Origin of the sequence: Streptomyces sp. NPDC093261, assembly GCF_044753645.1 — a bacterium.
In the GTDB taxonomy this organism is placed as follows: domain Bacteria; phylum Actinomycetota; class Actinomycetes; order Streptomycetales; family Streptomycetaceae; genus Streptomyces.
Genome location: NZ_JBIVNO010000017.1, coordinates 132072 through 154805 on the forward strand (window position 1 = coordinate 132072; position 22734 = coordinate 154805).

Consider the following 22734-nt stretch of genomic DNA (forward strand, 5'->3'; position numbering starts at 1 on the left):
GGGCGAGGGCGGCACGGCGCAGGACGCCGAGGGCGCGCGCCCCACCTAGCATGCAGAAAGAGGCACTCTCCGCGAAGTGAGCGCAGCGGATGGGCAGAAGCGAGGACCTGCGGACGGCCACCGTCCAGGACCTGCTGGATCACATGCTGGCCCGGACGGTGGACAGCCTGGGCGCGCACGCCGGGGCGCTCGTCCTGCTCGACCCCGGTGCGGAGGTCCTGGCCCTGGACGTGAGTGTCGGGCTGCCCCCGGAGTTCATGGGACCGCCGCGCCGTATCGCGGTGACGGACGCCCCCGGTGACCCCGTGGCCGAGGCGGTCCGTCTGCGGCAGCCGGTGTGGACCGGTTCCGGGGACGGGAGGCAACCGGCGCGCGGCCATCCGCAGCACGTCGAGCTCTCCCCGTATCCACGCGGCGCCGCGGTGACCCCGCTCGTCACCCCTTCCGCCGTCTGGGGCGCGCTCCTGGTGCTGATCCCGCAGAACGGTCCCGGCCCGGACGAGGACGCCCGGCGCCGGCTCGTCACCGCGGGCCACTGTGTCGCCTGGGTGCTTCAGGGTGCCGCCGCTGCCGGGAACCGCCTCGTCCCCGGATCCGAGCCGCGCTTTCTGCCCCTGCCACCCACCGAACCCGTGGCGCCGGGCGAGGCCCGGGCCGCCGCCGACCTCGTCGCCTCCCTGCCCGAAGGGGGCTGCCGGCTCGACCCTCGTGGCCGGATCACCTTCGTCGACCCCACCGCGGCCGCCCTGCTGGGCCTGAGCGTCCCGCATCTCCTGGGCGCCCGGCTCTGGGAGGCGGTGCCCTGGCTCGACCACGCCGTCTACGAGCACCGGCACCGGATCGCGGTCGCCGAGCGGCTGCCGACCTCCTTCACGGCGCACCGGCCTGTCGGCGGGCGGCTGCTGTTCCAGCTCTATCCGGACCGCACGGGCGTGAGCGTGCGCATCGCCCTCACGGACGACGTGTTCGCGCCCCGGAGCCAGGAACCCGTCGGCATGGAAGCGGTGGCCGGCCCCACCCGCCTGGACGCGCTCTCCCACCTCATGTGCCTGTCCGGCGCCCTGGCCGAGGCGGCCTCCGTGCGCCAGATCGTCGACCTGGTGGCCGACCACCTCATGCTCTCCCTGCGCGCGCAGGCCTTCGCGCTGCTCGTCTCGGAGGCGGGGCGGGTCCGGGTCGTGGGCCACCGCGGCTTCGACCCGAAGGTGCTGGACGGCGTCGACCACGCCCCGCTCGTCTCGGACGTCTCCGTGCCGGGGCTGACCGCCGGTGCGCCGTCCTGGGAGCTGAACCAGGGGGTGCCGTCCTTCTTCGCCGACCGGGAGGAACTGCGGGCGGTGCATCCCGAGGGAGCCGACATCGACGACGGCATGGGCGCGTGGGCGTGGCTGCCGCTCATGGTCTCCGGGCGGGCCGTCGGCATCTGCGTGGTCGGCTATGAACGTCCCCGCGAGTTCACCCTTCCGGAACGCACGACCCTGACCTCCCTCGGCGCCCTGATCGCCCAGGCGCTGGACCGAGCACGGCAGTACGACGCCGCCCAGCAGCTGGCGGAAGGCCTCCAGGCCCGTCTGCTGCCCCGCACCCTGCCCCGCATTCCCGGACTCCAGGTGGCCGCCCGCTATCTGCCCGCCAGCCACGGCATGGACGTCGGCGGCGACTTCTACGACCTCATCCGGCTCTCCGACACGGAGGTCGCGGCCGTCATCGGCGACGTCCAGGGCCACGACGTCAGCGCCGCCGGACTGATGGGCCAGGTGCGCACCGCCGTCCACGCCTACGCCGTCGCGGGCGCCGCCCCGGGCGAGGTCCTCGCCCGCACCAACCGCCTGCTCACCGACCTCGACCCGGACCTGCTCACCAGCTGCCTGTACGCGCACATCGACATGGCGCGCCACTGCGCGCACCTGGCGACGGCCGGCCATGTCCCGCCCCTGCTGCGGCCACCGGGCCGGCCCGGTCATGTGCTCGACCTGCCGCCGGGTCCCCTGCTCGGCGTCGACCCCGCGGCGGACTACCCCACCCTGGAGGTCGACCTGCCTCCCGGCACCCTGCTGGCCGTGTACACCGACGGACTCGTCGAGACCCACGGCAAGGACCACGACGCCGGCATCGCGGAGCTCGCGGCCGTGCTCTCCGGCGCCCGCGGCCCGCTGGACGCCATCGCCGACGCGCTGCTCGCGCGGGCCCAGCCGTCGGGTGACCGCACCGACGACACCGCCCTGCTCCTGCTGAACGTCGAGGAACATCCCACCGTCGGGTCCGCGGTCTGACGGCGGAGGGTGCCCAGGGGATGTCCGACAATTCCCGCCGGGCGCGCGACGATCCCCCAGCCTGGCGGCTGGGAGGTGGCCCCAGGCACGGCACCTCGCCGCTGTCGGATCACCCGAGTACGCCCCAGTACGCGGATGACCGTCCGCCTTGCGATGCACCGCACCAGACGCCGCGCGCTGATTCGACGCGAATTGTCGGACACCCCCTAGTGCGTCGCGACCGCCGAGGGACCGGTCCCGGGCGGGGCCGTCATCAGCTTCGCGAACGACGCCATACACGCCGTACAGTGACCCGCCTGCTGGGCACCGGCCGTATCCACCGCCTCGACAAGCCGCTGGCCGCACAGGGTCGTTGTGGTCTGCTTGACCATGACGTGCCACACCAGCACGCCGCCGGGCTTCTCGGGGCCCGCACACATCTCATACATGATCGGCTCCTTTGACGGATGCCTCTCCCCTTCCAGGAGACCCCGCCCGAGCCCTGCGCGCGGGGCAGAGGGGGCCATTCGGGGGACATGGCCGCCTATCTCCCCAGCTCCGACCGGCAGTTGGCGCGGCGGCGCGCGGCCGCGCCGCGACCGCGCACGGTGACGGCGCGCCGGCACGGCCCTGGGCATGCCGACGGACCGCTCCCGTCACGGTGAGGCGCGCCGGGAGCGGTCCGCGGTCATCTGCGTGAGGCCTGGCGGCGGGACGCTCAGTACGCCTGCCGGGAACCGCCGCGGACTCCCACCATCCGCCAGATCCTGACCTCGCGGACCAGCCCGGGCAGCTCCCTGGCGAGCAGCGTCAACGCCACGGCGCCCACCAGCAGCCCCTCGGCGATCAGCACTCGTTTGGCCGTCATCCCCAACTCCTCTCGTCTCGGTGGCCGCGTCCGTGCGGGCGCGGCCATGGAGGCCGTGTCATCCCGGAGGGAGGTTCGGCATGGTCTTCGTGATCGCGTTGTGCGCCTTCCAGTGCACTCCGGTCGAGCGGCGCGCGTCCACGGTCCCGTCCTTGTGGTGGCCGGTCTGCCGCCTGTTCGGGCCCCTGTTGCCCTGATGCAGTCCGGAGACGTGCTGGGGCGTGTCGGGACTCACCTGCGCCTTGCCTACACGGATCCTTCCCATCGTCTGCTCCCTTGCCGGTTACTGCGGTTGTTCGGTCAGCTCCTCGAAGAACTGCTCGACGGCGGGCCACACCCGGCTGCCGCCGGAAAGACCCCGCCACTCCCGTCGGACGATGGCCACCATCCGGAAGCAGTCGTCGACCGGAGCGATCCAGTGCTGCCGCGCGGAGTGCGCGGTGTTCACCAGCAGTGCCTCCACGTCCGCTTGGAGGGTGGCGAGCTGCGGGCAGCCGGAGACGATCTCGCGCCAGGCCGCGCGGTCCGCCTCCCAGCGGGTGGCCCCCGCCGGGCTCGGCAGATGCGCGGTCACCGTGTCGTCCCCGTGGCGCACGAAGAAGGCCAGTCCCACCGGAACGCCGAGCCCCTGCGTGTCGACCGGGGGGAGACGCACTCTGCGTCGGGGCACCAGCCGGTAACGCCCTTCGCTCGCGCCCTCCTCGACGAAGAGCAGAGAGCAGGGCCGGCACGCGCACAGCACCGCCTCCCGGGCCGTGTCGAACAGGTGCCGGTGCCCGGAGACCACCTCGGCACCGCACAGGTCGCAGAACTCCGCGTCCGGTCGCCGGTCGGCGGCGGAGCGGATGACACGGGCCAGCGCGCCGGAGGTCATGACCGTCCCCCCGCGGACGCCGGACGCAGGGTGAGCGACTCGACCGGGACGAAGGCGGTCCGCCGCCCGTCGTCCCCCGGTGCCCGTTCGACGCCGGTCAGTTCCGGTGCCATGGCGAGCACGGCCTCGCGGACCGCGTCCTCCAGGGCGGCGGACGATGTCCCGCATCCCTTGGCCGACACGCGTACCCGGGCGACCCCTTCCTCCACGGCGTCCAGCTCGATGTCACCGCCCCGCTCGCGCACCGCCGGCCGCAGCCCGGCGACGGCGCGCTCGGCCCGGCGCTCCGGCGGCTCCGGATGGATGCCGTGGAGCACCAGGAGATGCCCGATCAGCTCGTCTTCGGCCATGCGCTCCACCAGCGGCCCGTCGGCGCCCTCCAGGACCCGGGCCAGTGCCTCGCCGTAGACCTCGGTGAGGGCCTGGACCGCCTCGATCGCGGCGCCCGTCATCGGGCCGGGAGCGCCCTGCATCCGCTCCAGCAGCCGGTCGATGCGCGACAGCCGCTCCGCGACCGCCGCCTCGTCGAGCCGTACCGTCTCAGGCATGAGCCGCCCCATAGGTGGGCGAGTGCAGCTTGGACAGCGTGTTGCCCTTGCCGAGGTACATGTGCACACCGCAGGGCAGACACGGGTCGAAGCTGCGCACGGTGCGCATGATGTCGACGCCCTTGAAGTCGTCCGGGCCGTTCTCCTCGAAGATCGGCTGGCCCTGGACGGCGTCCTCGTAGGGGCCGGGGGTGCCGTAGATGTCCCGGGGACTGCCGTTCCACGGAGTCGGCGGGTACGGGTGGTAGTTCGCGATCTTCTTGTCCTTGATCACCACATGGTGGGAGAGCACACCGCGCACCGCTTCGTGGAACCCGCAGCCGATCGCCTCGTCGGGCACCTCGTAGTTCTCGAAGACCTTGGTCTCACCGGCGCGGACGGCGGCCATCGCCTTCTCCAGGAACTGGAAGGCCATGGCGGCGGCGTAGGCGACGAAGTACGGCCGGGCCCGGTCCCGTTCGAGGGTGTTGCTCCACTTGGGGATCCTCCACTCCAGCGTCATCTCCGGCAGTTTCTCGCTCTTGGGCAGCGAGATCTGCACGCTGTGCCCCGTGGCCTTCACATACGGGGTGTCGACCAGCCCGTTGAGCGCGGTCGACCACAGCCGCGCCAGCGGGCCGCCGCCGGTGTCCAGGGCGAGATGGTCGCCGCTGTTGCCGTCGTACCAGCGCGGGCTCATCACCCAGCTGTAGTTGCCGTCGAAGTCGCGCTTCTGCGGCATCGGCACCGTGGTCTGGTTCCACGGGTGGCGCATGTCGACGGGGTTGCCCAGCGGATCGCGGGTGACGTACGGCTCCTGGTTCACCCAGTCCTCGTAGTACGAACTGCCCAGCAGGATCCTGATGCCGAGGTTGATGTCGACGAGGTCGTTGGTGACGAGTTTGCCGTCCACGATGATACCGGGGGTGACATACATCGCCCGGCCCCACTCGCTCATCGTCTCGTAGCGGTAGTCGCACACGTCCGGGTTCTGCCAGGCGCCCCAGCAGCCGAGCATGATCCGGCGGCGGCCGACCTCCTCGTAACCGGGCAGCGCCTCGTAGAAGAAGTCGAAGACGTCATCGTTCATCGTGACGGCCTTCTTCACGAAGTCGAGGACGTGCAGCAGCCGGGAGAGGTAGTCGGTGAACGTGGTCGGCTGCGGCATCGTGCCGACGCCGCCCGGGTACAGCGTCGAGGGGTGGACATGGCGTCCCTCCATCAGGCAGAACATCTCCCGGGTGATCCGGCTGACCTTGAGCGCCTCCTTGTACACCTCGCCCTCGAAGGGGTTGAAGGCGCGCATGATGTCGGCGATGGTGCGGTAGCCGTGGATGTGGCCGTTGCGTGCCTCGGTGCGTTCCGCCCGGGCCAGGACGCTCGGGTTCGTGGACTTGACCATGGCCTCGCAGAAGTCCACGAACACCAGGTTGTCCTGGAAAATGGTGTGGTCGAAGATGTACTCGGCCGCCTCGCCCAGGTTGACGATGGTGTCGGCGAGCGGCGGCGGTTTGACGCCGTAGGCCATCTGCTGGGCGTAGTTGGAACAGGTGGTGTGGTTGTCACCGCAGATCCCGCAGATGCGTGAGGTGATGAAGCCCGCGTCGCGCGGGTCCTTGCCCCTCATGAAGACGGAGTAGCCGCGGAACAGCGACGAAGTGCTGTGGCACTCCACCACTTCCCGGTTGGCGAAGTCGATCTTCGTGTAGATGCCGAGATTGCCGACGATCCGGGTGATCGGATCCCACGACATGTCCACGATCTGCGCAGGCTTGCGTCGCGTGCCCCGCGCCTCGGTTGCCGTCATGTCCGGGCCTTCCTCGCTCTCTCGCTCGCCCCCTCCGAGGGGCGCCAGTAGGGGTCGTAACCGCTGGTCAACTGGTCCTTGTCATGACGCCACCTGGGCTCGCGGTTGACGGCGATGTTGGTGAGGCCGCGCAGCCTGCGGATGACGGCCCCGTAGGGCCGGATGAGGGCCGACGAGAAGGTGGCGCCCGTCGGCTCGTCCATGAACGGCATGAACGCGTCCGGGAAACCGGGCATGGTGCAGCCGATGCAGACGCCCCCGACGTTCGGGCAGCCGCCCACACCCGACATCCAGCCGCGCTTGGGCACGTTGCAGTTGACGACCGGACCCCAGCAGCCCACCTTCACCTGGCACTTGGGCGAGTTGTAGTCCCTGGCGAAGTCGGCCTGCTCGTAGTACGCGGCGCGGTCGCAGCCCTCGTGCACCGTCTTCCCGAACAGCCACTGCGGGCGCAGCATATGGTCCAGCGGGGGCGGCGGCGCCGAGCCGGCCGCGTGGTACAGCAGCCAGGTCAGCGTCTCCATGAAGTTCTCCGGCTGGATGGGGCAGCCCGGCACGTTGATGATCGGCAGCGCGGCCCGCGACCTGAACTCCCAGCCCAGATAGTCGGCCAGGCCCATGGAGCCCGTGGGATTGCCCGCCATCGCGTGGATCCCGCCGTAGGTGGCGCAGGTACCGGCGGCGACGACCGCCCAGGCCTTGGGGGCGAGGTGGTCGATCCACCAGTTCAAGGTGAGCGGGTTGCCGGTCTCCGGATCGTTGCCGAACGAGGTCCAGTAGCCCTCGCCCTCGATGATGTTCTGGTTGGGGATGGACCCCTCGATCACCAGGACGAACGGCTCGAGTTCGCCGCGTGCCGCCGCCCGGAAGGGAGCGAGGAAGTCCTCGCCGCCCAGGCTGGGGGAGAGCACCTTGTTGTGCAGGTTCACCTTCGGCAGGCCCGGGACGAGTCCGAGGACGACGTCCTCGATCCCCGGCTGGCCGGCCGCCGTCATCGACACGGTGTCCCCGTCGCAGCTCATGCCCTCGGAGATCCACAGAATGTGAACCTCGTCGAACCCCTGCCTGTCCTCAGCCCTGGCGGGCTGCTGGCTGACCTCCGTGGTCCCGCTTTCGATGGTCATGTCCTCGGCCTCCCTTGCAGTCGGTCCCGGAGTCGGTCGTAGGCCGCGGCCACGGGTCCGGCGAGCGACAGCGCGGGAGGCTCGTCCGGTGCGTGTGGATGCGGTCGGGTCGGCGCGGTCTGTCTCGCCTGGGCGAGCAGTTCCCCGAGCCGGTCCAGATCCTTCTGGGACACGGCATCGCGGAGCCGGGGCATCAGCTCGCCCTCCTCCTCGTGCACGTGTTCCTCGATCTCCTGGCGCAACTGCTCGACGAGTTCTCTCTCGCGGTCGTCGTCCACGGACAACTTGTCGAGGGCCAGAAGCGTCTTCTTGGCCGCCATGTGCTCGGAGAGGAGCTCCTCGGTCTCCTGCACTCCGCCCGGCAGGACCTTCTTGGCCAGCGGATAGACCATCAGTTCCTCGAGCGCGGTATGCCGGGACAGCTCCTGGACCAGCGTCTCGACCACGGCCCGGCGCTGTCGGCCGGAGGCGGCGGAGTGATAGTCGCGGAACAACTGCTCGACCATCCGGTGGTCATGCTTCAGCAACTCAATGGCGTCCATGACACCCTTCCTGGTCCAGGACGGCGGTGGCCCGCCCGCCCGGTCCGGTGATGTGCGGGCGAGACGCGCCGCCGCCCTCGGCCGGGGCGCCTGGGGCGGGGGAGCCGTCCATGCGGGCGGACGGAGCCGCGGCGGAGCCGGACGCGGCGGCGGGAGCCAGCGACCGGATGGCTCCGTGCAGCCGGGCCCACACCTCCGGAGGCATGCTCTCCACCCGGTCCAGGATCCCGGCGGCTCTCGGATCGGTGGCGCGGGCCTCCCGTTTCTCGTCGTCCGTGAGCAACAGCGTCCGCAGGGTAAGGATCTCGTCGATCTCCGCCGCGTCGTGCAGGTCACCGGGGCTCTCCGGTGCCACCTGCGGATGGTCGGGCAGGATGATCGGCGACGACAGGACCAGGCCGTCGGACCCCTCCGCGCCGGCGAGCACCGGGAAGGTGTGCAGATTGCGGCAGTCGCGTACGAGCCCCGCGACCTCGTCGGGCGGATCGATGGAGGAGAAGAACCCGAGCCCCGTACCGCCGATGAACGTGTGCGCCGCGATGAGGGCATGGCCGAGGGCCTCGTCCCGTGGCGCCGCGGCCGCCGTCGACCGGCCGGTGTTCTCCGTGCGCACCCGCAGCCGGTACAGGGAGCCGGGGCCGGGCAGCCGTTTCGCGCTCAGCGTCGTCCGCGCCCGCACGGGACGGCGCCGGCGCACCAGGCGTCCCACATCCGAGGGCAGGTCCTCGGTCTCCTCGCCACCGGGGGCGCCCACGTCGAACTCCCGGTCCGCCGCCAGAAGGTCCGCCAGCGGAACGACCAGGTCCCGCTCCTGGGGCACCGCCTCCTCGAAGGAGAGGTGGACGGTGCCGGCGGCCTCCAGGCCGTCCACGGGCACATGGCGGCCGTCCTCGGCCCGGCGCTCGACGCTGCGGGCCTGCGTCTGCAGATAGCGCACCCGTACCCGCACCACGGCCTCGGGTTCGGCGCGCAGCAGGCACTCGGTCTGCTGCTGCCAGGACTCCACGGACCCCGAGAGGCCGGGCGCGACGGGGCCGTGCGCCTCGGCCCAGGCGCGTGGCGCGAGGATGCCGAACTGCCAGCGCACCCGGTTCTTGGGGGAGGACCTCCGGTACGGATAGAGCAGATACCCCTCGTAGAGGACAGCGTCGGCCACCGCGCACGCCTTCTCGAACGCGGAATCCGCATCGCCTGCGCTTCCGCGCCTCAGGTCAGGGTCGCTCACCGTCGCTCCTCGCTGACTGAATGCCCTCAGTGCATTGGTTTACAACCATCACACCTTTTATTGCGCGAAGCCCGTATTGGGGGCATACGGGTGAGTGACGGGCCGGCCTGGCGGGGTACTGCGGGAGGTGACGCGGGCAGTGGGCGCCGGCGGACCCGGCACCCGGTGCGCGGCGAGACGGAGGCGGAGGCGGAGGCGATGCAGGCGCAAGGCGACGACTCGGCGGAGGGCAGGGCCACGGTGGGCGACGCGGCGGCACGACTGGCCCAGGACACCGCGCAACTGGTCCGTCACGAGATCCTCGCGGTTCAGGGTGAGATCAGGGCGGCGCTGCGGCGGATCGGCGCGGGCGGCGCCCTGCTCGGCGCCGCCGGGGTGTGCGGCGGCCTGGCACTGTGGTCCGCGCACGAGACCGCGCTGCGGGTACTGGAGACGAAACTGCCCGGCCCCCGTGCGTCGGCCGTGCTGGGCTGCGCCTACGCCGCGGGGGCCGTGGCCCTGGGGGCGGCCGCGCGGGACCGCGTGCGCACCGGGGTCCAGACGTCGGCGGACGCGTTCGACCAGGTGGACGAGGCCGTCGCCGGCCGGTCCGACATCACCGGCCGGGACGGTGGGCCCGGGTAGCGGGACGGGGCGGCGCGAACCGTACGTCGTGCACTCCCGGCGAGTAGTGGAGCACCGGGGGACCGGACGGCGCCGGCAGGCCGGCCGCCGTCGTCAGCGTCTGGCGGAGGTCCACCGGATCGGCCCGGCACAGCCTCCAGGGTTCGTGGTCGACGGCCGTCTGCCACAGCACACGGCCGGTGTGGGTGAAGGCACGCCACCGGGAGGTCAGCCAGATGTCCAGGTCGCCGGCGGCGAGCGGTGCGCCGGGGCGGACCGTGAGGCAGTAGGACGGGAAGCCGCCGCGGCGGACCCCCGCGTACCGCACGACGCCGTCCTCGATGTGCAGGGTCAGGGCGCCCAGCTGGTACGGCGCGCCGATGGCCCGGCCCGCGAGCATGACGGGCGTGCCGACCTCCAAGGACAGGAACCACAGGCCGTCCAGGCCGTCGGGGCGGCGCGCATAGGTGCGCAGGTTGGTCTCCGGAAAGGACCACCGTGGGGGCGGCAGACCACCGGGTCGCAGGCCCGACATGACGAAGGGCGTGAACCCGACCCATGCCGCGCCCCCGAACGTGTCGACGGTGAGGCCCGACGGCAGCAGGGCCTGCACGATCCGTGGCTCATAGGGCCAGTGGACGAAGGTCTGGCTCAGCCACCGTGCCTCGGCCACGGGCAGGACGACATGGTGCTCGGCGGTCCTCGACACCATGCCTCCAGGCTACGTGCGCGACCGGCGGCGGCCCCCGGTCCTGGCATAGAGTCACCGGTCATGACGGACGACTGGCGCAAGGACCGGGTCGGCAGTGCGCTCCGGGGCGGGAATCCGACGGTGATACGCCGGCTCGACGCGGGATTCGCGGTGATCGGGGACGTCCAGTTCCTGCCGGGCTACTCGGTGCTCCTGACGGACGACCCCGCGGTGCGACGCCTCTCGGAGCTTCCGCGGAGCAGACGGCTGGCGTTCCTGTCCGACATGGACAGGCTGGGCGAGGCCGTGGAACACGCCTGCGGGCGCCTCGATCCGGCCTTCCGGAGGGTCAATCTGGAGATCCTCGGCAACACCGACGGGTATCTGCACGCGCATGTGTGGCCGCGATACACCTGGGAGGCCGGGGACCTCGTGGGGCTGCCGGTGTGGCTGTACCCGAGAGAGCGGTGGACGGACGAGCGGTCTGCGCTGGGCCCCGACCACGATGCCGTGCGCCGGGCCATCGGTGAGGAGTTGGACCGCTCGTCCTCGCCCTCGTCCTGATCCGGCGCTTCCGGCGCAGCGGACCGACCGCAGGTGCCGTCGAGGAGCCCGGGCCACCCCACACGTGAGGAGTTCCGCCCCGAGATGACCGACCCCCCGACGGCCGCCGCGCCGGGCCCCGGCTTCCGCCCCCGTACCGCCCTCGCCATGTCCCGGGAGGCCGCGGCGGCCGTGCTCGACCCCGAGACCCTCGACGCCCTCGCCGGGATCTGCGACCTCGTCCCACCGCCCGTCCTCGACGACCTCACCACACCGCGGGCGCGGGCGGTCCTCGCCGATGTCGACCTGCTGGTCACCGGCTGGGGCTGCCCTCCGCTCGACGGGGACGTGCTAGGGGCGGCCCCCCGGCTGCGGGCGGTGGTGCACACCGCGGGCAGCGTCCGCGGGCACATCACCGAGGCCTGCTGGGAACGGGGTGTCGAGGTCTCCTCCGCGGCCTTCGCCAACGCCCTTCCGGTCGCCGAGTACACGCTCGCGATGATCCTGCTCACCGGCAAGGACATCCTGGGACGCGCCCGCGAGTACCGCGCCACCCGCAGCCGCGGCGACTGGCTGAGCACCCCCCGCACCGTCGGCAACCACCGCCGCACCGTGGGCATCCTGTCCGCGTCGCTCATCGGCCGCCGGGTCATCGAGCTGCTGCGCCCGCACGACATCGAGGTGCTGCTGTACGACCCCTGCGTCACCGGCCCCGAAGCGGACGAACTCGGCGCCGAACGCGTCGAGTTGGACGAGCTGTTCGCACGCGGCGACACCGTCAGTGTGCATACGCCGCTGCTGCCCGCGACCCGCCATCTGGTCGGCCGGCGCCAGATCGACGCCATGCGGCCGGGGGCCGTACTGATCAACACCTCGCGCGGAGCGGTGGTCGACCAGGACGCGCTGACCGACGCCGCCCTGGCGGGCCGTCTCCGGGCCGTCCTCGATGTGACCGACCCCGAAGTGCTGCCGCCCGGGCACCCGTTGTGGGACTGCGACAACGTGCTCATCACCCCGCACCTGGCCGGTTCCCAGGGCAACGAGTGGCGCCGGCTGGCCGATCTCGCCCTCGCCGAGACAGCGCGCTGGGCGTCCGGTGCCGGGTTCCTGCACCCCGTACGACGCGAGAGGCTGGCGTTCCAGGCATGAGGATCCCCTTCGAACTGCCCCCGGAAGACCGGGAGTGGAGCCCCCGTACGGGATACACCAGGGCCCACTGGGAGGCGGTGGCGGACGGGCTGCTGGCCGCCGCCTGGCGCTGGAGCACACCGGGCGGCGCCCTGCTCGACCTGCCCGGACGGCCTTCACGCTCGGGGGCGCGCTCGGACGGCCTGGAGGGCTATGCCCGTACGTTCCTCGCCGCCGCCTTCCGGGTGGCGGGCGCCGACGGGAACGACCCGCACGGCAGGCTGGAGCGCTACGCGGCGGGTCTCGCGGCGGGGACCCGCAGCCCCGGCCGGGACGACACCGAGTCCTGGCCGCTGATCCTGGGTCACGAAGTACAGGGCCAGCCGATGGTGGAGTCCGCGTCGGTCGCCCTCGGACTGCGGCTGACCGCTCCCTGGCTGTGGAAGAACCTGGACGCGGGCGTCCAGGACCGGGCGGAGGAATGGCTGCGCGGGGCGCTGCGCCACACGCCCGCGCCGAACAACTGGTATCTCTTCCCGTTCACGGTCGCCGGGTTCCTGGAGTCGGTGGGCCGTGGGGACGCGGAGACGGCCGCGGCCCGGCGGCGCGCGCTGGACCTGCTGGAGGGCTGGTACCGCGGCGACGGCTGGTACGCGGACGGCGACGGGCGCGCCTTCGACCACTACAACGGCTGGGCCCTGCACCTGTATCCGGTGCTGGACGCCCACCTCGCCGGGGACGGTGACCGCCTGGCCGGGCACGGAGCCCGGCTGCGGGAGCATCTCGAAAGCCTCTCCCTGATGTTCGGCGCGGACGGCGCGCCGCTGCACTTCGGCCGCTCGCTGACCTACCGGTTCGCGGCCACGGCGGCCATCGCCCTGGGGGCCCTGACCGGCCACACCCCGCTCTCCCCCGGCGCGTCCCGGCGCGTGCTCAGCGGCGGTCTGCGCTACTTCCTGGACCGCGGCGCACTGACCCCGGACGGGCTGCTCGGCCTCGGCTGGCACGGCCCCCACGAGGCGACGCTCCAGAGCTACTCGGGCCCGGCGTCCCCGTACTGGGCCTCGAAGGCGTTCGTGTCCCTGCTGGCGCCCGCGGACCATCCGCTGTGGACGGCCCGGGAGGAGCCCGCGCCGGCCGAGGGGGCCGACCGGGTCCTCGCCCTGCCGGCACCGGGGCTGCTCGTGCAGACGACGGGCGCCGACGGGATCGTACGGCTGCACAACCACGGCAGTGACCATGTACTGCCCCACGCGGGCGAGTCGGCCGCCGAGGACGACCCCCACTACGGGCGCCAGGCGTACTCGACCCACACCGGGCCCACGGCCCGGGGAAACATCGCGGACAACCATCTGTCCGTCGAGGTGGACGGCCGGGGCAGCGTACGGCGCCGCATCCACCTCCTGGGCGCCGGGCACGGGGACGGCTGGGGGTGGGCGGCGTCCTGGCACCGGCCCGTCTTCGCCGTCGGGCCGCCGATGGTGCCGGGACTGCGCGTGGAGAGCGTGACGGTGGTCCGAGGGCGCTACGAACTCCGTGTCCACCGGGTGGTCGGCGCCCCGGACGGGACCCGCGTCACCCATACGGGCTGGGCCACCGGCCCGGAGGAGCCCGTGGTGTCGGCGCTGCACGGGCTGCATGGCTGGGACGAGGGCCCCGAACCGGTGCCCGCGCCTCAGGGCACGGCCTACACCCGCTGGGCCCGGGTGCCCCGGCTGCGCGGGCGGGCCGGCGGCACCTCGGTGCATGTGTGCCTGGCCGTGCTCACGGCCGAGCCCCGGCCCGCGCCGCCCGCGGACGCCGTCGCCGCCGTGGTGGCCGACGACGACGGCGTCGAGGTGACCTGGGCCGGGGACGGCGCACGGTCGCGGGTGGGGTTCCGGCCGCTGACCGTGGCCCTGTTGCGGTAGGCGCCCCGGGTCAGCCGATGTGGTAGCTGTCCCCGTAGACCTTCCAGTCGAGCGGCGGGTCGAGGTTCAGATTGCCCTTGCGCAGGAAGACGCGCTGCTCGGTGTCGACCCGGGTGGTGTCGCTGTGGGCCTCCTCCTGCTTCATGGCCCACACCCGCGCGTCGAGGAAGGCGTTGAGGTACGTCACCTCGTTGCCGCCCTGCGCCGGCGGCTTCGCCGAGCGCAGCGCGCGCTTGCGGATGTTGCGGAAGCTCGTCGGGTCGTCCCCGTCGCCGTGCATGACGATGGCGTCGTAGTACGTGAACTGCCCGAGCACCCCGAGCCCGTCGGCCTTGCCCTGCTTGACGGCGGGGTTGAAGTACACCCGGTCGCGCTCGTCGTTCTGCGCCTGCTGGAACGCCGGGTCCTGCGCGGCCTTACGCCAGTCCTTGGGGAAGTTCGGGTCCAGCCCCTGGTGCGAGTCGCTGCCGTTCACCGCGCGCAGGGCGGGCAGGTACTTGGCGAGGACGTTGCCGGGCTCGCGGTCGGTGTAGAGCTGGACCAGGTCGAGCATGTCGCCGGTGCCGGAGCAGAAGCCGATGATGCCGGCGGTGTAGCCGCGGCCGTCGCCGATGTCCTCGATGTACTTGTACTGGGCCTTCCAGTCGAGGGAGGAGTTCTCCGCGCTGGAGACCAGTTCCATGGCGATTTCCTTCTTCGCCGGGTCGTCGAGCCCCACGGCCCTGGCGGCCGTGGGTGCCGCCGAGGCGTACGGGGAGTTCAGGAGCGGCGCGGCGGCCAGGGACGCGCCGATGAGGGCGAGTACGGCGCGACGGGACGTGGCCGTGCGGCCCGACGCGCCGGGGGAGCGGTGCACCATGGGGACTCCAAGGGGTGGGGGGTAGGTTGCGCTGATAGGAAGGTTTCCTATCAGAAACTGGAGTTGAGGGGTACCCGTCAGACAGAGGTTCGTAGGGTCGAACAAGTCGCGGGGCGGCGCCGGCTCAGGGCAGCGGCTGCTCGGCCCAGATGACCTTGCCCGACGGTGTGTAGCGGGTCCCCCAGCGCTCGGAGAGCTGGGCCACGAGGAACAGACCGCGTCCGCCCTCGTCCGTCATGGCCGCGTAGCGCAGATGGGGCGAGGTGTTGCTGCCGTCGAAGACCTCGCAGATCAGGCAGTGGTCGCGCACCACCCGCACGTGGAGCGGCGGACTGCCGTAGCGGATCGCGTTGGTGACCAGCTCGCTGAGGATCAGCTCCGTCGTGAAGTTCAGCTCCTCCAGCCCCCACTCCGTCAGCCGCCGCGTCACCGAAGCCCGCACCTCCCCGACGGCCGCCGGATCCACCGGCACATCCCACTCGGCGACCTGGTCGGCCGCGAGGGCCCGGGTGCGCGCGACGATCAGGGCGATGTCGTCGCGGGACCGGAACGGCTGCCGGGCGTCCAGCACGGCCCGGCAGCTGTCCTCGGGCGACGGACCCGCCTGCGTCAGTGCGGTGCGCAGCAGCTCCAATCCGTCGTCGATGTTCCGTTCGCGGTCCTCGACGAGCCCGTCCGTGTAGAGGACGAGCCTGCTGCCCTCCGCGAGCTCCAGATCGGCCGTCTCGAACGGCAGCCCGCCGAGCCCCAGTGGCGGGCCGGCCGGCGCCTCGGGGAAGTGCACCTCGCCGTCGGGCCGGATCAGGGCCGGCGGTGGATGGCCCGCACGGGCGACGACACAGCGCCGCGAGGCCGGGTCGTAGATCGCGTACAGACACGTCGCGCCCGTGACGGGGGCGTTCGTGTCCTCGGCCGTCTCGTTCTGGTCGATACGGGCCACCAGTTCGTCCAGCAGACCGAGCAGTTCGTCGGGCGGAAGATCCAGGGCCGAGAAGTTGTGGACCGCCGTGCGCAGCCGTCCCATCGTGGCCGCCGCGTGCAGACCGTGGCCCACCACGTCCCCCACCACCAGCGCGACCCGGGCGCCGGACAGCGGCAGCACATCGAACCAGTCGCCGCCCACTCCGGCCTGCGCCGGAAGGTAGCGGTAGGCGATGTCCAGGGCGCCCTGCTCGGGCAGCCTCCGCGGCAGCAGACTGCGCTGCAGCGTCACCGCCATGCTGTGCTCGCGCGTGTACCGGCGCGCGTTGTCGATGGCGACCGCGGCGCGGGCCACCAGCTCCTCGGCGAGCGCCACGTCCTCCGCGTCGAAGGGCTCCGGCTTCTCGGAACGCCAGAAGTTGACGAGGCCCAGCACCAGCGACCCCGCCCGCACGGGCACGATGATCAGCGAGTGGATCCCGAAGGCCACGACCGCCGTGGTGCGCTCGATGTCCTGCGCGAGCCAGCCCGGGGCGTCGTCCAGCCGGGGCTCCAGAACGGGCCTGCCGGTGTGCAGGCTGTGGGCCTGCGGAGAGGACGCCACAAACTGGATCCGCTGCTCCAGCGGGTAGAGGGGGGCGCCCTCGCGGATCCCGGCGGACGCGGTCCGGCGCAGATCGGCCCCCACTTCCGGCTCCTCGCCGTCCAGTACGGCGTCGAACAGGTCGACGGTGACGAAGTCGGCGAACCGGGGGACCGCCAGCTCGGCCAGCTCCTCGGCGGTGCGCCGCACGCTCAGGCCCGTCCCCACGGCGCCACCGGCGTCGTAGAGCAGGCTGAGGTGCTCGCGTGCCGTCTCCGCCCTGCCGGACAGGGCGCGCAGTTCCGTCGAGTCACGGAGGGTGGCCACGCTCCCCGGCGGGCCCCCTCCCCGGTCCGTGGGCCGCTGGTTGATGGCCAGCAGCCGGTCCCCGACCAGCCGCACCTCATCGGTGGCGGTCCGCCCGGAGGCCAGCAGTGCGGCGGTCTCGGGGGGCAGGCCGAGGTCGGTCACATGCCGTCGCTCGGCGTCGTCGGGAAGGTCGAGCAGCCGCTGCGCCTCGTCGTTGCTGAGCAGCAGGTCGCCCTCGCCGCTGAGGATGATCACGCCCTCGCGGACCGAGTGCAGCACCGCGTCGTGGTGTTCGTACATCCGGCTCATCTCGCGCGGCCCCAGGCCATGCGTCTGGCGCAGCAACCGCCGGCTGACCAGCGCCGTGCCCGCCGTGGCCAAAGCCAGCCCGGCGGCCCCGGCGGCCAGCACCAGCGGCAGCTGCCGGTCCGCGGCCCCGCCCACGTGTTCGATCGTGACACCGGCCGACACCAGGCCCACCACCCTGCCGTCCATTGCCTTGACCGGGACGATCGCCTGCACCAGCCGGCCGAGGGTGCCGTTGATCTCCTCGATCACGGCGTTCCCGGCCAGCGCGGGCTGGAGGTTCCCGACGAAGTGCCCGCCGATGCGCTGCGGCACGGGATGGGTGTAGCGGATCCCCGCGTCGTTCATGACGACGATGAAGTCGACCTTCGCCGTCCTCCGCGCCGCCTCGGCGGCAGGCTGCAACACGGCCGTCGGATCGGGACCGCTCAGTGCCTCACGGGTGCCCGGGGCGTGCGCGAACGCCTCGGCGACGGCGAGGGAGCGGTTGCGGGCCTCCTGCGTGGTGTCGTGCCGCACCTGAAGGAGCAGTGCCGCGACCGCGGTCAGCACCAGCAGCAGCACGATGATCACGTGCAGCAGGAACACCTGTCGGGCGACGCTGCGCCCGGCCACCGCGGACCGCAGCGCCGCGAGGGCTCCCGGGTGCCGCCGGCCCGTCCCCCGCTCGTGCCCGGGGTGCGGCGGGGGCGCTGTCTGCGGCGGATGCGGCGCCTGCGGTGTCCCCGGAGAGGACACCAGGTCGGTGCGGTTCTGCGCGCCCGGGGAACGCGGACCGCTGGGACGACGGGACGACCGGAGACCGGTTCGACCCAGAAGTCGGACCATGTGCCATGTCTACACTCCCCGGCGGCGGGAGGCGAGAGAGGTCACACGCCGTCATCGTGCGTTCTCCGGTGCACTCGGCGGACCGGACCGGACCCGACCGGACCGGACCGCGGCACCGGCCCGTTCCTCCAGGTCCGCCTGTCTGCTCCGGCTGCTCCGTGTGCCACAACGAGACAGCCGCGCTCGCCGCCGAGTGGCGGCGCCACGCCCACTTTCGGGTGACTTCGCAGCCAGTCTGCGCCACCCCGGGACGGCCATGTCCGACCATCGCAGTCGGCCGGGCAACTCAGCCCACACCGTCCGCCGGGAGTCCGCCGTGCACATCCTGCTCGTGGCCACCGCGTTCAACAGCCTCACGCAGCGCGTCCACGCCGAGCTGCGCGACCGGGGGCACACGGTGGCGGTGGAACTCGCCCTGCCGCACGTCCCCCTGGCGGACGCCGTACGGCGGCATGCGCCGCACCTCGTGCTCGCGCCGATGCTGAAGACGGCGATTCCCCGGGAGGTGTGGTCCGCGTACCCGTGTCTCATCGTCCATCCCGGCCCCCCCGGGGACCGCGGGCCGTCCTCCCTGGACTGGGCGATCACGGAGGGCGCCAGGCGGTGGGGCGTGACGGTTCTTCAGGCGGAGGAGGAGATGGACGCGGGCGCCGTGTGGGCGTCCGTGGCCTGCCCGGTACCGCCGGTGTCCAAGAGCGACCTGTACCGGGGTGAGATCGCCGACGCGGCCCTCGCGGCCGTGCTGCTGGCCGTGGAGCGCTTCGCCTCCGGGACCTACACCCCTCTGGCGCAGGGTGCCGCGCGGAGCCGGCCGTACCTCGACCAGAGCGTCCGGCGGATCGACTGGGCCGCCGATCCCACGCTCACCGTCGTCCGCAAGCTGCGCGCCGCCGACTCCCAGCCCGGCGTGCTCGACGTGCTGCTCGGCGAGGAGTGGTACCTGCACGGCGGCCACCCCGAGGAGGGACTGCGCGGAACCCCTGGGGAGCTGCTCGCCACCAGGGCCGGGGCGATCTGCCGGGCGACCCGGGACGGTGCCGTGTGGATCCCCGAACTGCGCCGCCGGCGCGTTCCGGGACAGCCGCGCCCGATCAGACTTCCCGCCGTACAGGCCCTCGGCGACCGGTTGCCCCCGGTGCCCGAGCTGCCCGTGGCCCCGGACGCCGCACGGCCCGCCTGGACCGACATCCGCTACCGCGAGGAGGGCGGCGTCGGTTTCCTCTCGTTCGCCTTCCCCGGCGGCGCGATGAGCACCGCCCAGTGCCGGCGGCTGCTGGCCGCCTACCGGGCCGCGTGCGCGCGCCCCACCACGGTGCTGCTGCTGGGCGGCCCGCGGGACTTCTTCTCCAACGGCATCCATCTGGGCGTCATCGAGGCCGCCGACGACCCCGCGGCCGAGTCCTGGGCGAACATCAACGCCATCGACGACCTGGTCGAGGCGGTCCTGACGACCACGGACCGGCTGGTCGTCTCCGCGCTCGGCGGCAACGCCGCGGCGGGCGGTGTGATGCTCGCCTTCGCGGCGGACGAGGTCTGGTGCAGGTCCGGCTGCGTCCTGAACCCGCACTACCGGCTGATGGGCCTGTACGGCTCGGAGTACTGGACGTACACGCTGCCCCGTCGCGTCGGTGCCACGGTGGCCGACCGGCTGCTGCGTGAGGCCCTGCCGATGAGTGCCGCGCGGGCCCGGAGCCTAGGACTCGTCGACCGTGTGGTCGAGTGCGGGCCGCAGGACTTCGCGGCGGAGGCCGGCCGGCTGGCGGCCCGGCTGGCGGCATTGCCGGGAACGCGGTCCCGGATCGCGGCGAAGAAGGCGGAACTGGAACTCCAGCAGAGCAAGGAGCCACTGGCCGCCTTCAGGGAACGGGAGCTGGCCAGGATGCACCGGACCTTTTACGACCCGGGCGCGCCCTACCACGCACTGCGGCGCGCGTTCGTCCGCAAGGAGACACCGTCGTGCACACCCCCGCATCTCACCGCCGCCGCGAGTGCCCGGACGGCGGCGGAACCGGTCCGGTCCGAGGACACGGCCACCACCACGGCCGCCGAGGGGACCCTCACACAACGGCCCCACGACTGATGGCGGGACGCCCGACGGCCGGGAGCCGGCCGCTTCTGCCCCGCCCCGCTGCCGAAGACCGCCGCACCCGTGCGGGCGACCGCCGTCTTCGTGCCGATAGCGGCCGCCTCCACCCCGAAGGCTGCCGCCTACGCCCCGATAGCCGCCGCCTCCATCCCGAAGACTGCCGCCTACGCCCCGATAGCCGCCGCCTCCACCCCGAAGGCCGCCGCCTTCGTACCAAGGACCGTCGCCTCCCCGCCGACCACCGCTGCCCCCACGCCGAGGACCGCCGCCCCCGCGCCGCGTTTCGCGGCCCGCCGACGCCCGAAAGGACCGCCGCGTGAGCGTGACCGTGTTCGCCCCGGAGACGGAGGCACGCTTCGCCCTCGCCCGGCGGGTGGCCGACACCGTCCTCTTCGAGGGGTGTGCGCTCCACCCGTACCGCGGCCTCGCCGCCGAGCACCGGCTGCGCCGTCAGTCCGGGGTGCTCGTACCGCCCGCCTGGGGCGCCGACCGCGAGCAGGAGTACGACTTCCAGCACACCGAGTGCCTGATGGAACCCGGCGCGGACGCCACCGTGGCGGTCGAGCTGCGGTTCCTGCGCGCCTGGCGCCGTACGGTCCAGCGGGCCCGGGCCGACGGCACGTTCACGACCGTTCCCGAACTCCGGCTGGGGGACCGCGTCCTCGCTCCCCGGGACGAGGGAACCGTGGAGCGCGTCGAAGCGGTCGTGACACCGGCCGAACTCCTCGACGGCGAGGGGGTCACGCTCGCCTTCGGCCGCCCGGCGGAGGAGGAGAGCGAGCCGGTCCTCGACGCGGACGGCCGGGCCGTGGGCCGTCTGGTACGCCGGTGCGAGGAGATCCACGGCACCCTGCGGCTGTCGGCACGCCGGCTCGACGGCCCCTTCCGGGTCCTGCGGCTGACCGCCGTCGCCGAGAACACCAGCCCCTGGGCCCCCGCGGACGACGAGGCCGACGACCGGAACTCGGCTCTGCCCCGCTCCCTGATGGCCACCCACCTCCTGCTGGGACTGAGCGCCGGGTCCTTCCTGTCGATGACGGATCCCCCCGAGTGGGCGAAGGAGGCGACCGCCTCCTGCCGCAATCTGCACACCTGGCCCGTCCTCGCCGGTGAATCCGGCCGTGCCGACGTGGTGCTGTCCTCGCCGGTCATCCTCGGGGACCATCCGGCCGTCCCCCCGGGCCACCCCGGACCGCCCGACCACCCCGGCACGCTCTGCGCGCCGGTGGCGGCCGACGGGGGCCTCACCCCGGACGGCGTGCGCGCGGTGACGGGGGCCGCATCCGCCGAAGGCTTCCCCGACGAGTACGGGATCGTACGTCCCGACCCCCGGCGCGCGCCGGCGGGCGAGGGCGGCATCGACCCGGCCCCCGACGAGGTCGTCGTGGACGGCCGGCCGGTGCGCGCCGGAAGCCGGGTGCTGCTCCGCCCCGGTCTGCGGCGCACCGACGCGCAGGATCTGTTTCTGCGCGGCCGTATCGCGACCGTCGAGTCCGTGCTGCACGACGTGGACGGCTCGGTGCATCTCGCGGTGACGGTGGAGGACGACCCGGGCGCCGACATCCGGCGGGCGAAGGGGAGTTTCCTCTACTTCCGGACCGATGAGGTGGCACCCGTGGAGGACGCGACATGAGCCCCGGTGGCGACAACGGCAAGGTCCTGGTGGCCGGCATCGGGAACGTCTTCCTCGGGGACGACGGCTTCGGCGTGGAGACCGTGAGCGCGCTGAGCGAACGCCGGCTGCCCCCGCATGTCGAGGTCCTCGACGTCGGGGTGCGCGGAGTGCACCTCGCCTACCAGATCCTCGACGGCTACGACACGTTGATTCTCGTGGACGCCACCGCGCGCGGCGGGGATCCCGGCACGCTGTATGTGATCGAGCACGACGAGGTCGCGGCGGACGGCGTGCCGGGCGCGCCGATGGACGGCCACCGGATGACCCCCGACGCCGTCCTCGCCCTGCTCGGCACGCTGTGCGCCGGGACGGACGGGCAGCCGCCGCGGCGCACGATGGTGGTGGGGTGCGAGCCCGCATCCGTGGAGGAGCGCATCGGCCTCAGCCCGGCGGTGTCCGACGCCGTACCCCGGGCCGTCCAGCTGATCGAACAGCTGGTGCGGTCCGACGCGACGGACGGCCCAGCGCCCCAGGCACTGGTGGACGACACCGCGCGCTGACCGACGGCCTCGGCCCGCCCCGCCGGGGCGTTGCGGCGAACGGCGTACCCGTCCGGCGGCACCGGCGTGCCGGTCCGCGAGCCGATGGTGTCTCACCTTCAATGGACGTCGGCGGGCCGCGCACGCCCCGTCCCACGGGGCCGCTCCCCGGCCTCCCGCCGGGACGGAGACCCATGCACGAGATGTCGATCGCGCTGGCGGTGATCGGCCAGGTGGAAGAGGCCGCCGAGCGGGCCGGTGACATCACGGCGGTCCATGAGGTCCGGCTCCAGGTGGGCGAGCTGGCCGGCGTCGTCCCCGACGCCCTGTCCTTCTGCTTCGAACTGGCCTGCGCCGGGACCGTGCTCGAAGGCGCCGAACTGGTCACCGACCTCGTGCCGGGACGTGCCCGCTGCGCACCGTGCGCACACGAATGGGCCGTCGGCATGCCCCCGCTGCTGAGCTGCCCGCGCTGTGACGCGGGCACCACCGACCTGCTGTCCGGCCGCGAACTGCAGATCGTCGGCGTGCGGTGGGAGGACGGCCGCCCGCCCGAACCCACCACCCGCGAACCGATCCCCGAGGAGCGCTGAA

Annotated in this window: 21 protein-coding genes; 9 read left to right on the forward strand and 12 right to left on the reverse strand. The window is 72.8% G+C overall.

What is annotated here, in order from left to right; all coding sequences use genetic code 11:
- The first annotated feature begins 89 nt into the window (after nucleotides 1–89).
- Nucleotides 90–2273 (forward strand): SpoIIE family protein phosphatase, encoded by a 2184-nt coding sequence (locus tag ACIP94_RS29290; protein WP_402432056.1) that lies wholly within the window; start codon nucleotides 90–92, stop codon nucleotides 2271–2273.
- Between the two features lie 206 nt (nucleotides 2274–2479).
- On the opposite strand, the gene ACIP94_RS29295 is transcribed toward ACIP94_RS29290, so the two are convergent.
- The 9 genes from ACIP94_RS29295 to ACIP94_RS29335 form a co-directional block, all read right to left on the reverse strand.
- Complete coding sequence (locus ACIP94_RS29295) at nucleotides 2480–2701, reverse strand: hypothetical protein (RefSeq protein ID WP_402432059.1); 222 nt, start codon at nucleotides 2699–2701, stop codon at nucleotides 2480–2482.
- Between the two features lie 269 nt (nucleotides 2702–2970).
- Nucleotides 2971–3120: a hypothetical protein gene (locus tag ACIP94_RS29300; RefSeq protein ID WP_402432062.1), complete on the reverse strand. Its 150-nt coding sequence runs from the start codon at nucleotides 3118–3120 to the stop codon at nucleotides 2971–2973.
- Nucleotides 3121–3178: 58 nt separating this feature from the next.
- Nucleotides 3179–3385, reverse strand: coding sequence for a hypothetical protein (locus ACIP94_RS29305; protein WP_402432065.1), 207 nt, complete (start codon nucleotides 3383–3385; stop codon nucleotides 3179–3181).
- Between the two features lie 18 nt (nucleotides 3386–3403).
- Nucleotides 3404–3994, reverse strand: a complete 591-nt coding sequence (locus ACIP94_RS29310) for a DUF5947 family protein (protein ID WP_402432068.1) — start codon at nucleotides 3992–3994, stop codon at nucleotides 3404–3406.
- Entirely contained in the window at nucleotides 3991–4542 is a 552-nt protein-coding gene (locus ACIP94_RS29315; RefSeq protein ID WP_402432071.1) for a NifU family protein, read from the reverse strand. Before ACIP94_RS29315 ends, ACIP94_RS29310 begins: the two co-directional genes overlap by 4 nt.
- A complete protein-coding gene (locus ACIP94_RS29320; RefSeq protein ID WP_402432074.1) occupies nucleotides 4535–6328 on the reverse strand; it encodes a nickel-dependent hydrogenase large subunit in 1794 nt (597 codons plus the stop codon). Before ACIP94_RS29320 ends, ACIP94_RS29315 begins: the two co-directional genes overlap by 8 nt.
- Nucleotides 6325–7452 (reverse strand): hydrogenase expression protein HypE, encoded by a 1128-nt coding sequence (locus tag ACIP94_RS29325; RefSeq protein ID WP_402432077.1) that lies wholly within the window; start codon nucleotides 7450–7452, stop codon nucleotides 6325–6327. Before ACIP94_RS29325 ends, ACIP94_RS29320 begins: the two co-directional genes overlap by 4 nt.
- The gene (locus ACIP94_RS29330) at nucleotides 7449–7994 is read right to left on the reverse strand and encodes a hemerythrin domain-containing protein (RefSeq protein ID WP_402432080.1); all 546 of its coding nucleotides are present in this window, start codon (nucleotides 7992–7994) and stop codon (nucleotides 7449–7451) included. The genes ACIP94_RS29325 and ACIP94_RS29330 overlap by 4 nt, the downstream gene beginning before the upstream one ends.
- Nucleotides 7981–9219, reverse strand: coding sequence for a hypothetical protein (locus tag ACIP94_RS29335; protein ID WP_402432083.1), 1239 nt, complete (start codon nucleotides 9217–9219; stop codon nucleotides 7981–7983). The genes ACIP94_RS29330 and ACIP94_RS29335 overlap by 14 nt, the downstream gene beginning before the upstream one ends.
- A gap of 165 nt (nucleotides 9220–9384) precedes the next feature.
- Here ACIP94_RS29335 and ACIP94_RS29340 point away from each other — a divergent pair, with 165 nt between their 5' ends.
- Nucleotides 9385–9843, forward strand: a complete 459-nt coding sequence (locus ACIP94_RS29340) for a phage holin family protein (protein ID WP_402432086.1) — start codon at nucleotides 9385–9387, stop codon at nucleotides 9841–9843.
- On the opposite strand, the gene ACIP94_RS29345 is transcribed toward ACIP94_RS29340, so the two are convergent.
- Nucleotides 9815–10534 (reverse strand): YqjF family protein, encoded by a 720-nt coding sequence (locus ACIP94_RS29345; RefSeq protein WP_402432089.1) that lies wholly within the window; start codon nucleotides 10532–10534, stop codon nucleotides 9815–9817. The genes ACIP94_RS29340 and ACIP94_RS29345 overlap by 29 nt on opposite strands.
- Before the next feature lie 60 nt (nucleotides 10535–10594).
- Between ACIP94_RS29345 and ACIP94_RS29350 the strand changes: the two genes are divergently transcribed.
- From ACIP94_RS29350 to ACIP94_RS29360, 3 genes are all read left to right on the forward strand, one after another.
- Complete coding sequence (locus ACIP94_RS29350) at nucleotides 10595–11077, forward strand: HIT family protein (RefSeq protein ID WP_402432092.1); 483 nt, start codon at nucleotides 10595–10597, stop codon at nucleotides 11075–11077.
- 84 nt (nucleotides 11078–11161) lie between these two features.
- The gene (locus ACIP94_RS29355; protein WP_402432095.1) at nucleotides 11162–12205 is read left to right on the forward strand and encodes a hydroxyacid dehydrogenase; all 1044 of its coding nucleotides are present in this window, start codon (nucleotides 11162–11164) and stop codon (nucleotides 12203–12205) included.
- Nucleotides 12202–14094, forward strand: a complete 1893-nt coding sequence (locus ACIP94_RS29360) for a DUF2264 domain-containing protein (protein ID WP_402432098.1) — start codon at nucleotides 12202–12204, stop codon at nucleotides 14092–14094. The genes ACIP94_RS29355 and ACIP94_RS29360 overlap by 4 nt, the downstream gene beginning before the upstream one ends.
- Nucleotides 14095–14104: 10 nt before the next feature.
- Here the strand turns inward: ACIP94_RS29360 and ACIP94_RS29365 are convergent, their stop codons facing one another.
- On the reverse strand, nucleotides 14105–14953 hold the full coding sequence (locus tag ACIP94_RS29365; protein WP_402432101.1) for a chitosanase: 849 nt from the start codon (nucleotides 14951–14953) through the stop codon (nucleotides 14105–14107).
- A gap of 124 nt (nucleotides 14954–15077) precedes the next feature.
- Nucleotides 15078–17900 (reverse strand): SpoIIE family protein phosphatase, encoded by a 2823-nt coding sequence (locus ACIP94_RS29370; protein WP_402432105.1) that lies wholly within the window; start codon nucleotides 17898–17900, stop codon nucleotides 15078–15080.
- Between the two features lie 316 nt (nucleotides 17901–18216).
- On the opposite strand from ACIP94_RS29370, the gene ACIP94_RS29375 reads away from it, so the two are divergent.
- The 4 genes from ACIP94_RS29375 (at nucleotide 18217) to ACIP94_RS29390 (ending at nucleotide 22733) form a co-directional block, all read left to right on the forward strand.
- On the forward strand, nucleotides 18217–19980 hold the full coding sequence (locus ACIP94_RS29375) for an enoyl-CoA hydratase-related protein (RefSeq protein ID WP_402432108.1): 1764 nt from the start codon (nucleotides 18217–18219) through the stop codon (nucleotides 19978–19980).
- Nucleotides 19981–20302: 322 nt separating this feature from the next.
- Entirely contained in the window at nucleotides 20303–21619 is a 1317-nt protein-coding gene (locus ACIP94_RS29380; RefSeq protein ID WP_402432111.1) for a hypothetical protein, read from the forward strand.
- The gene (locus ACIP94_RS29385) at nucleotides 21616–22161 is read left to right on the forward strand and encodes a hydrogenase maturation protease (RefSeq protein ID WP_402432114.1); all 546 of its coding nucleotides are present in this window, start codon (nucleotides 21616–21618) and stop codon (nucleotides 22159–22161) included. The genes ACIP94_RS29380 and ACIP94_RS29385 overlap by 4 nt, the downstream gene beginning before the upstream one ends.
- A gap of 173 nt (nucleotides 22162–22334) precedes the next feature.
- Nucleotides 22335–22733, forward strand: a complete 399-nt coding sequence (locus tag ACIP94_RS29390; protein ID WP_402432117.1) for a hydrogenase maturation nickel metallochaperone HypA — start codon at nucleotides 22335–22337, stop codon at nucleotides 22731–22733.
- The last annotated feature ends 1 nt before the right edge of the window (nucleotide 22734 follow it).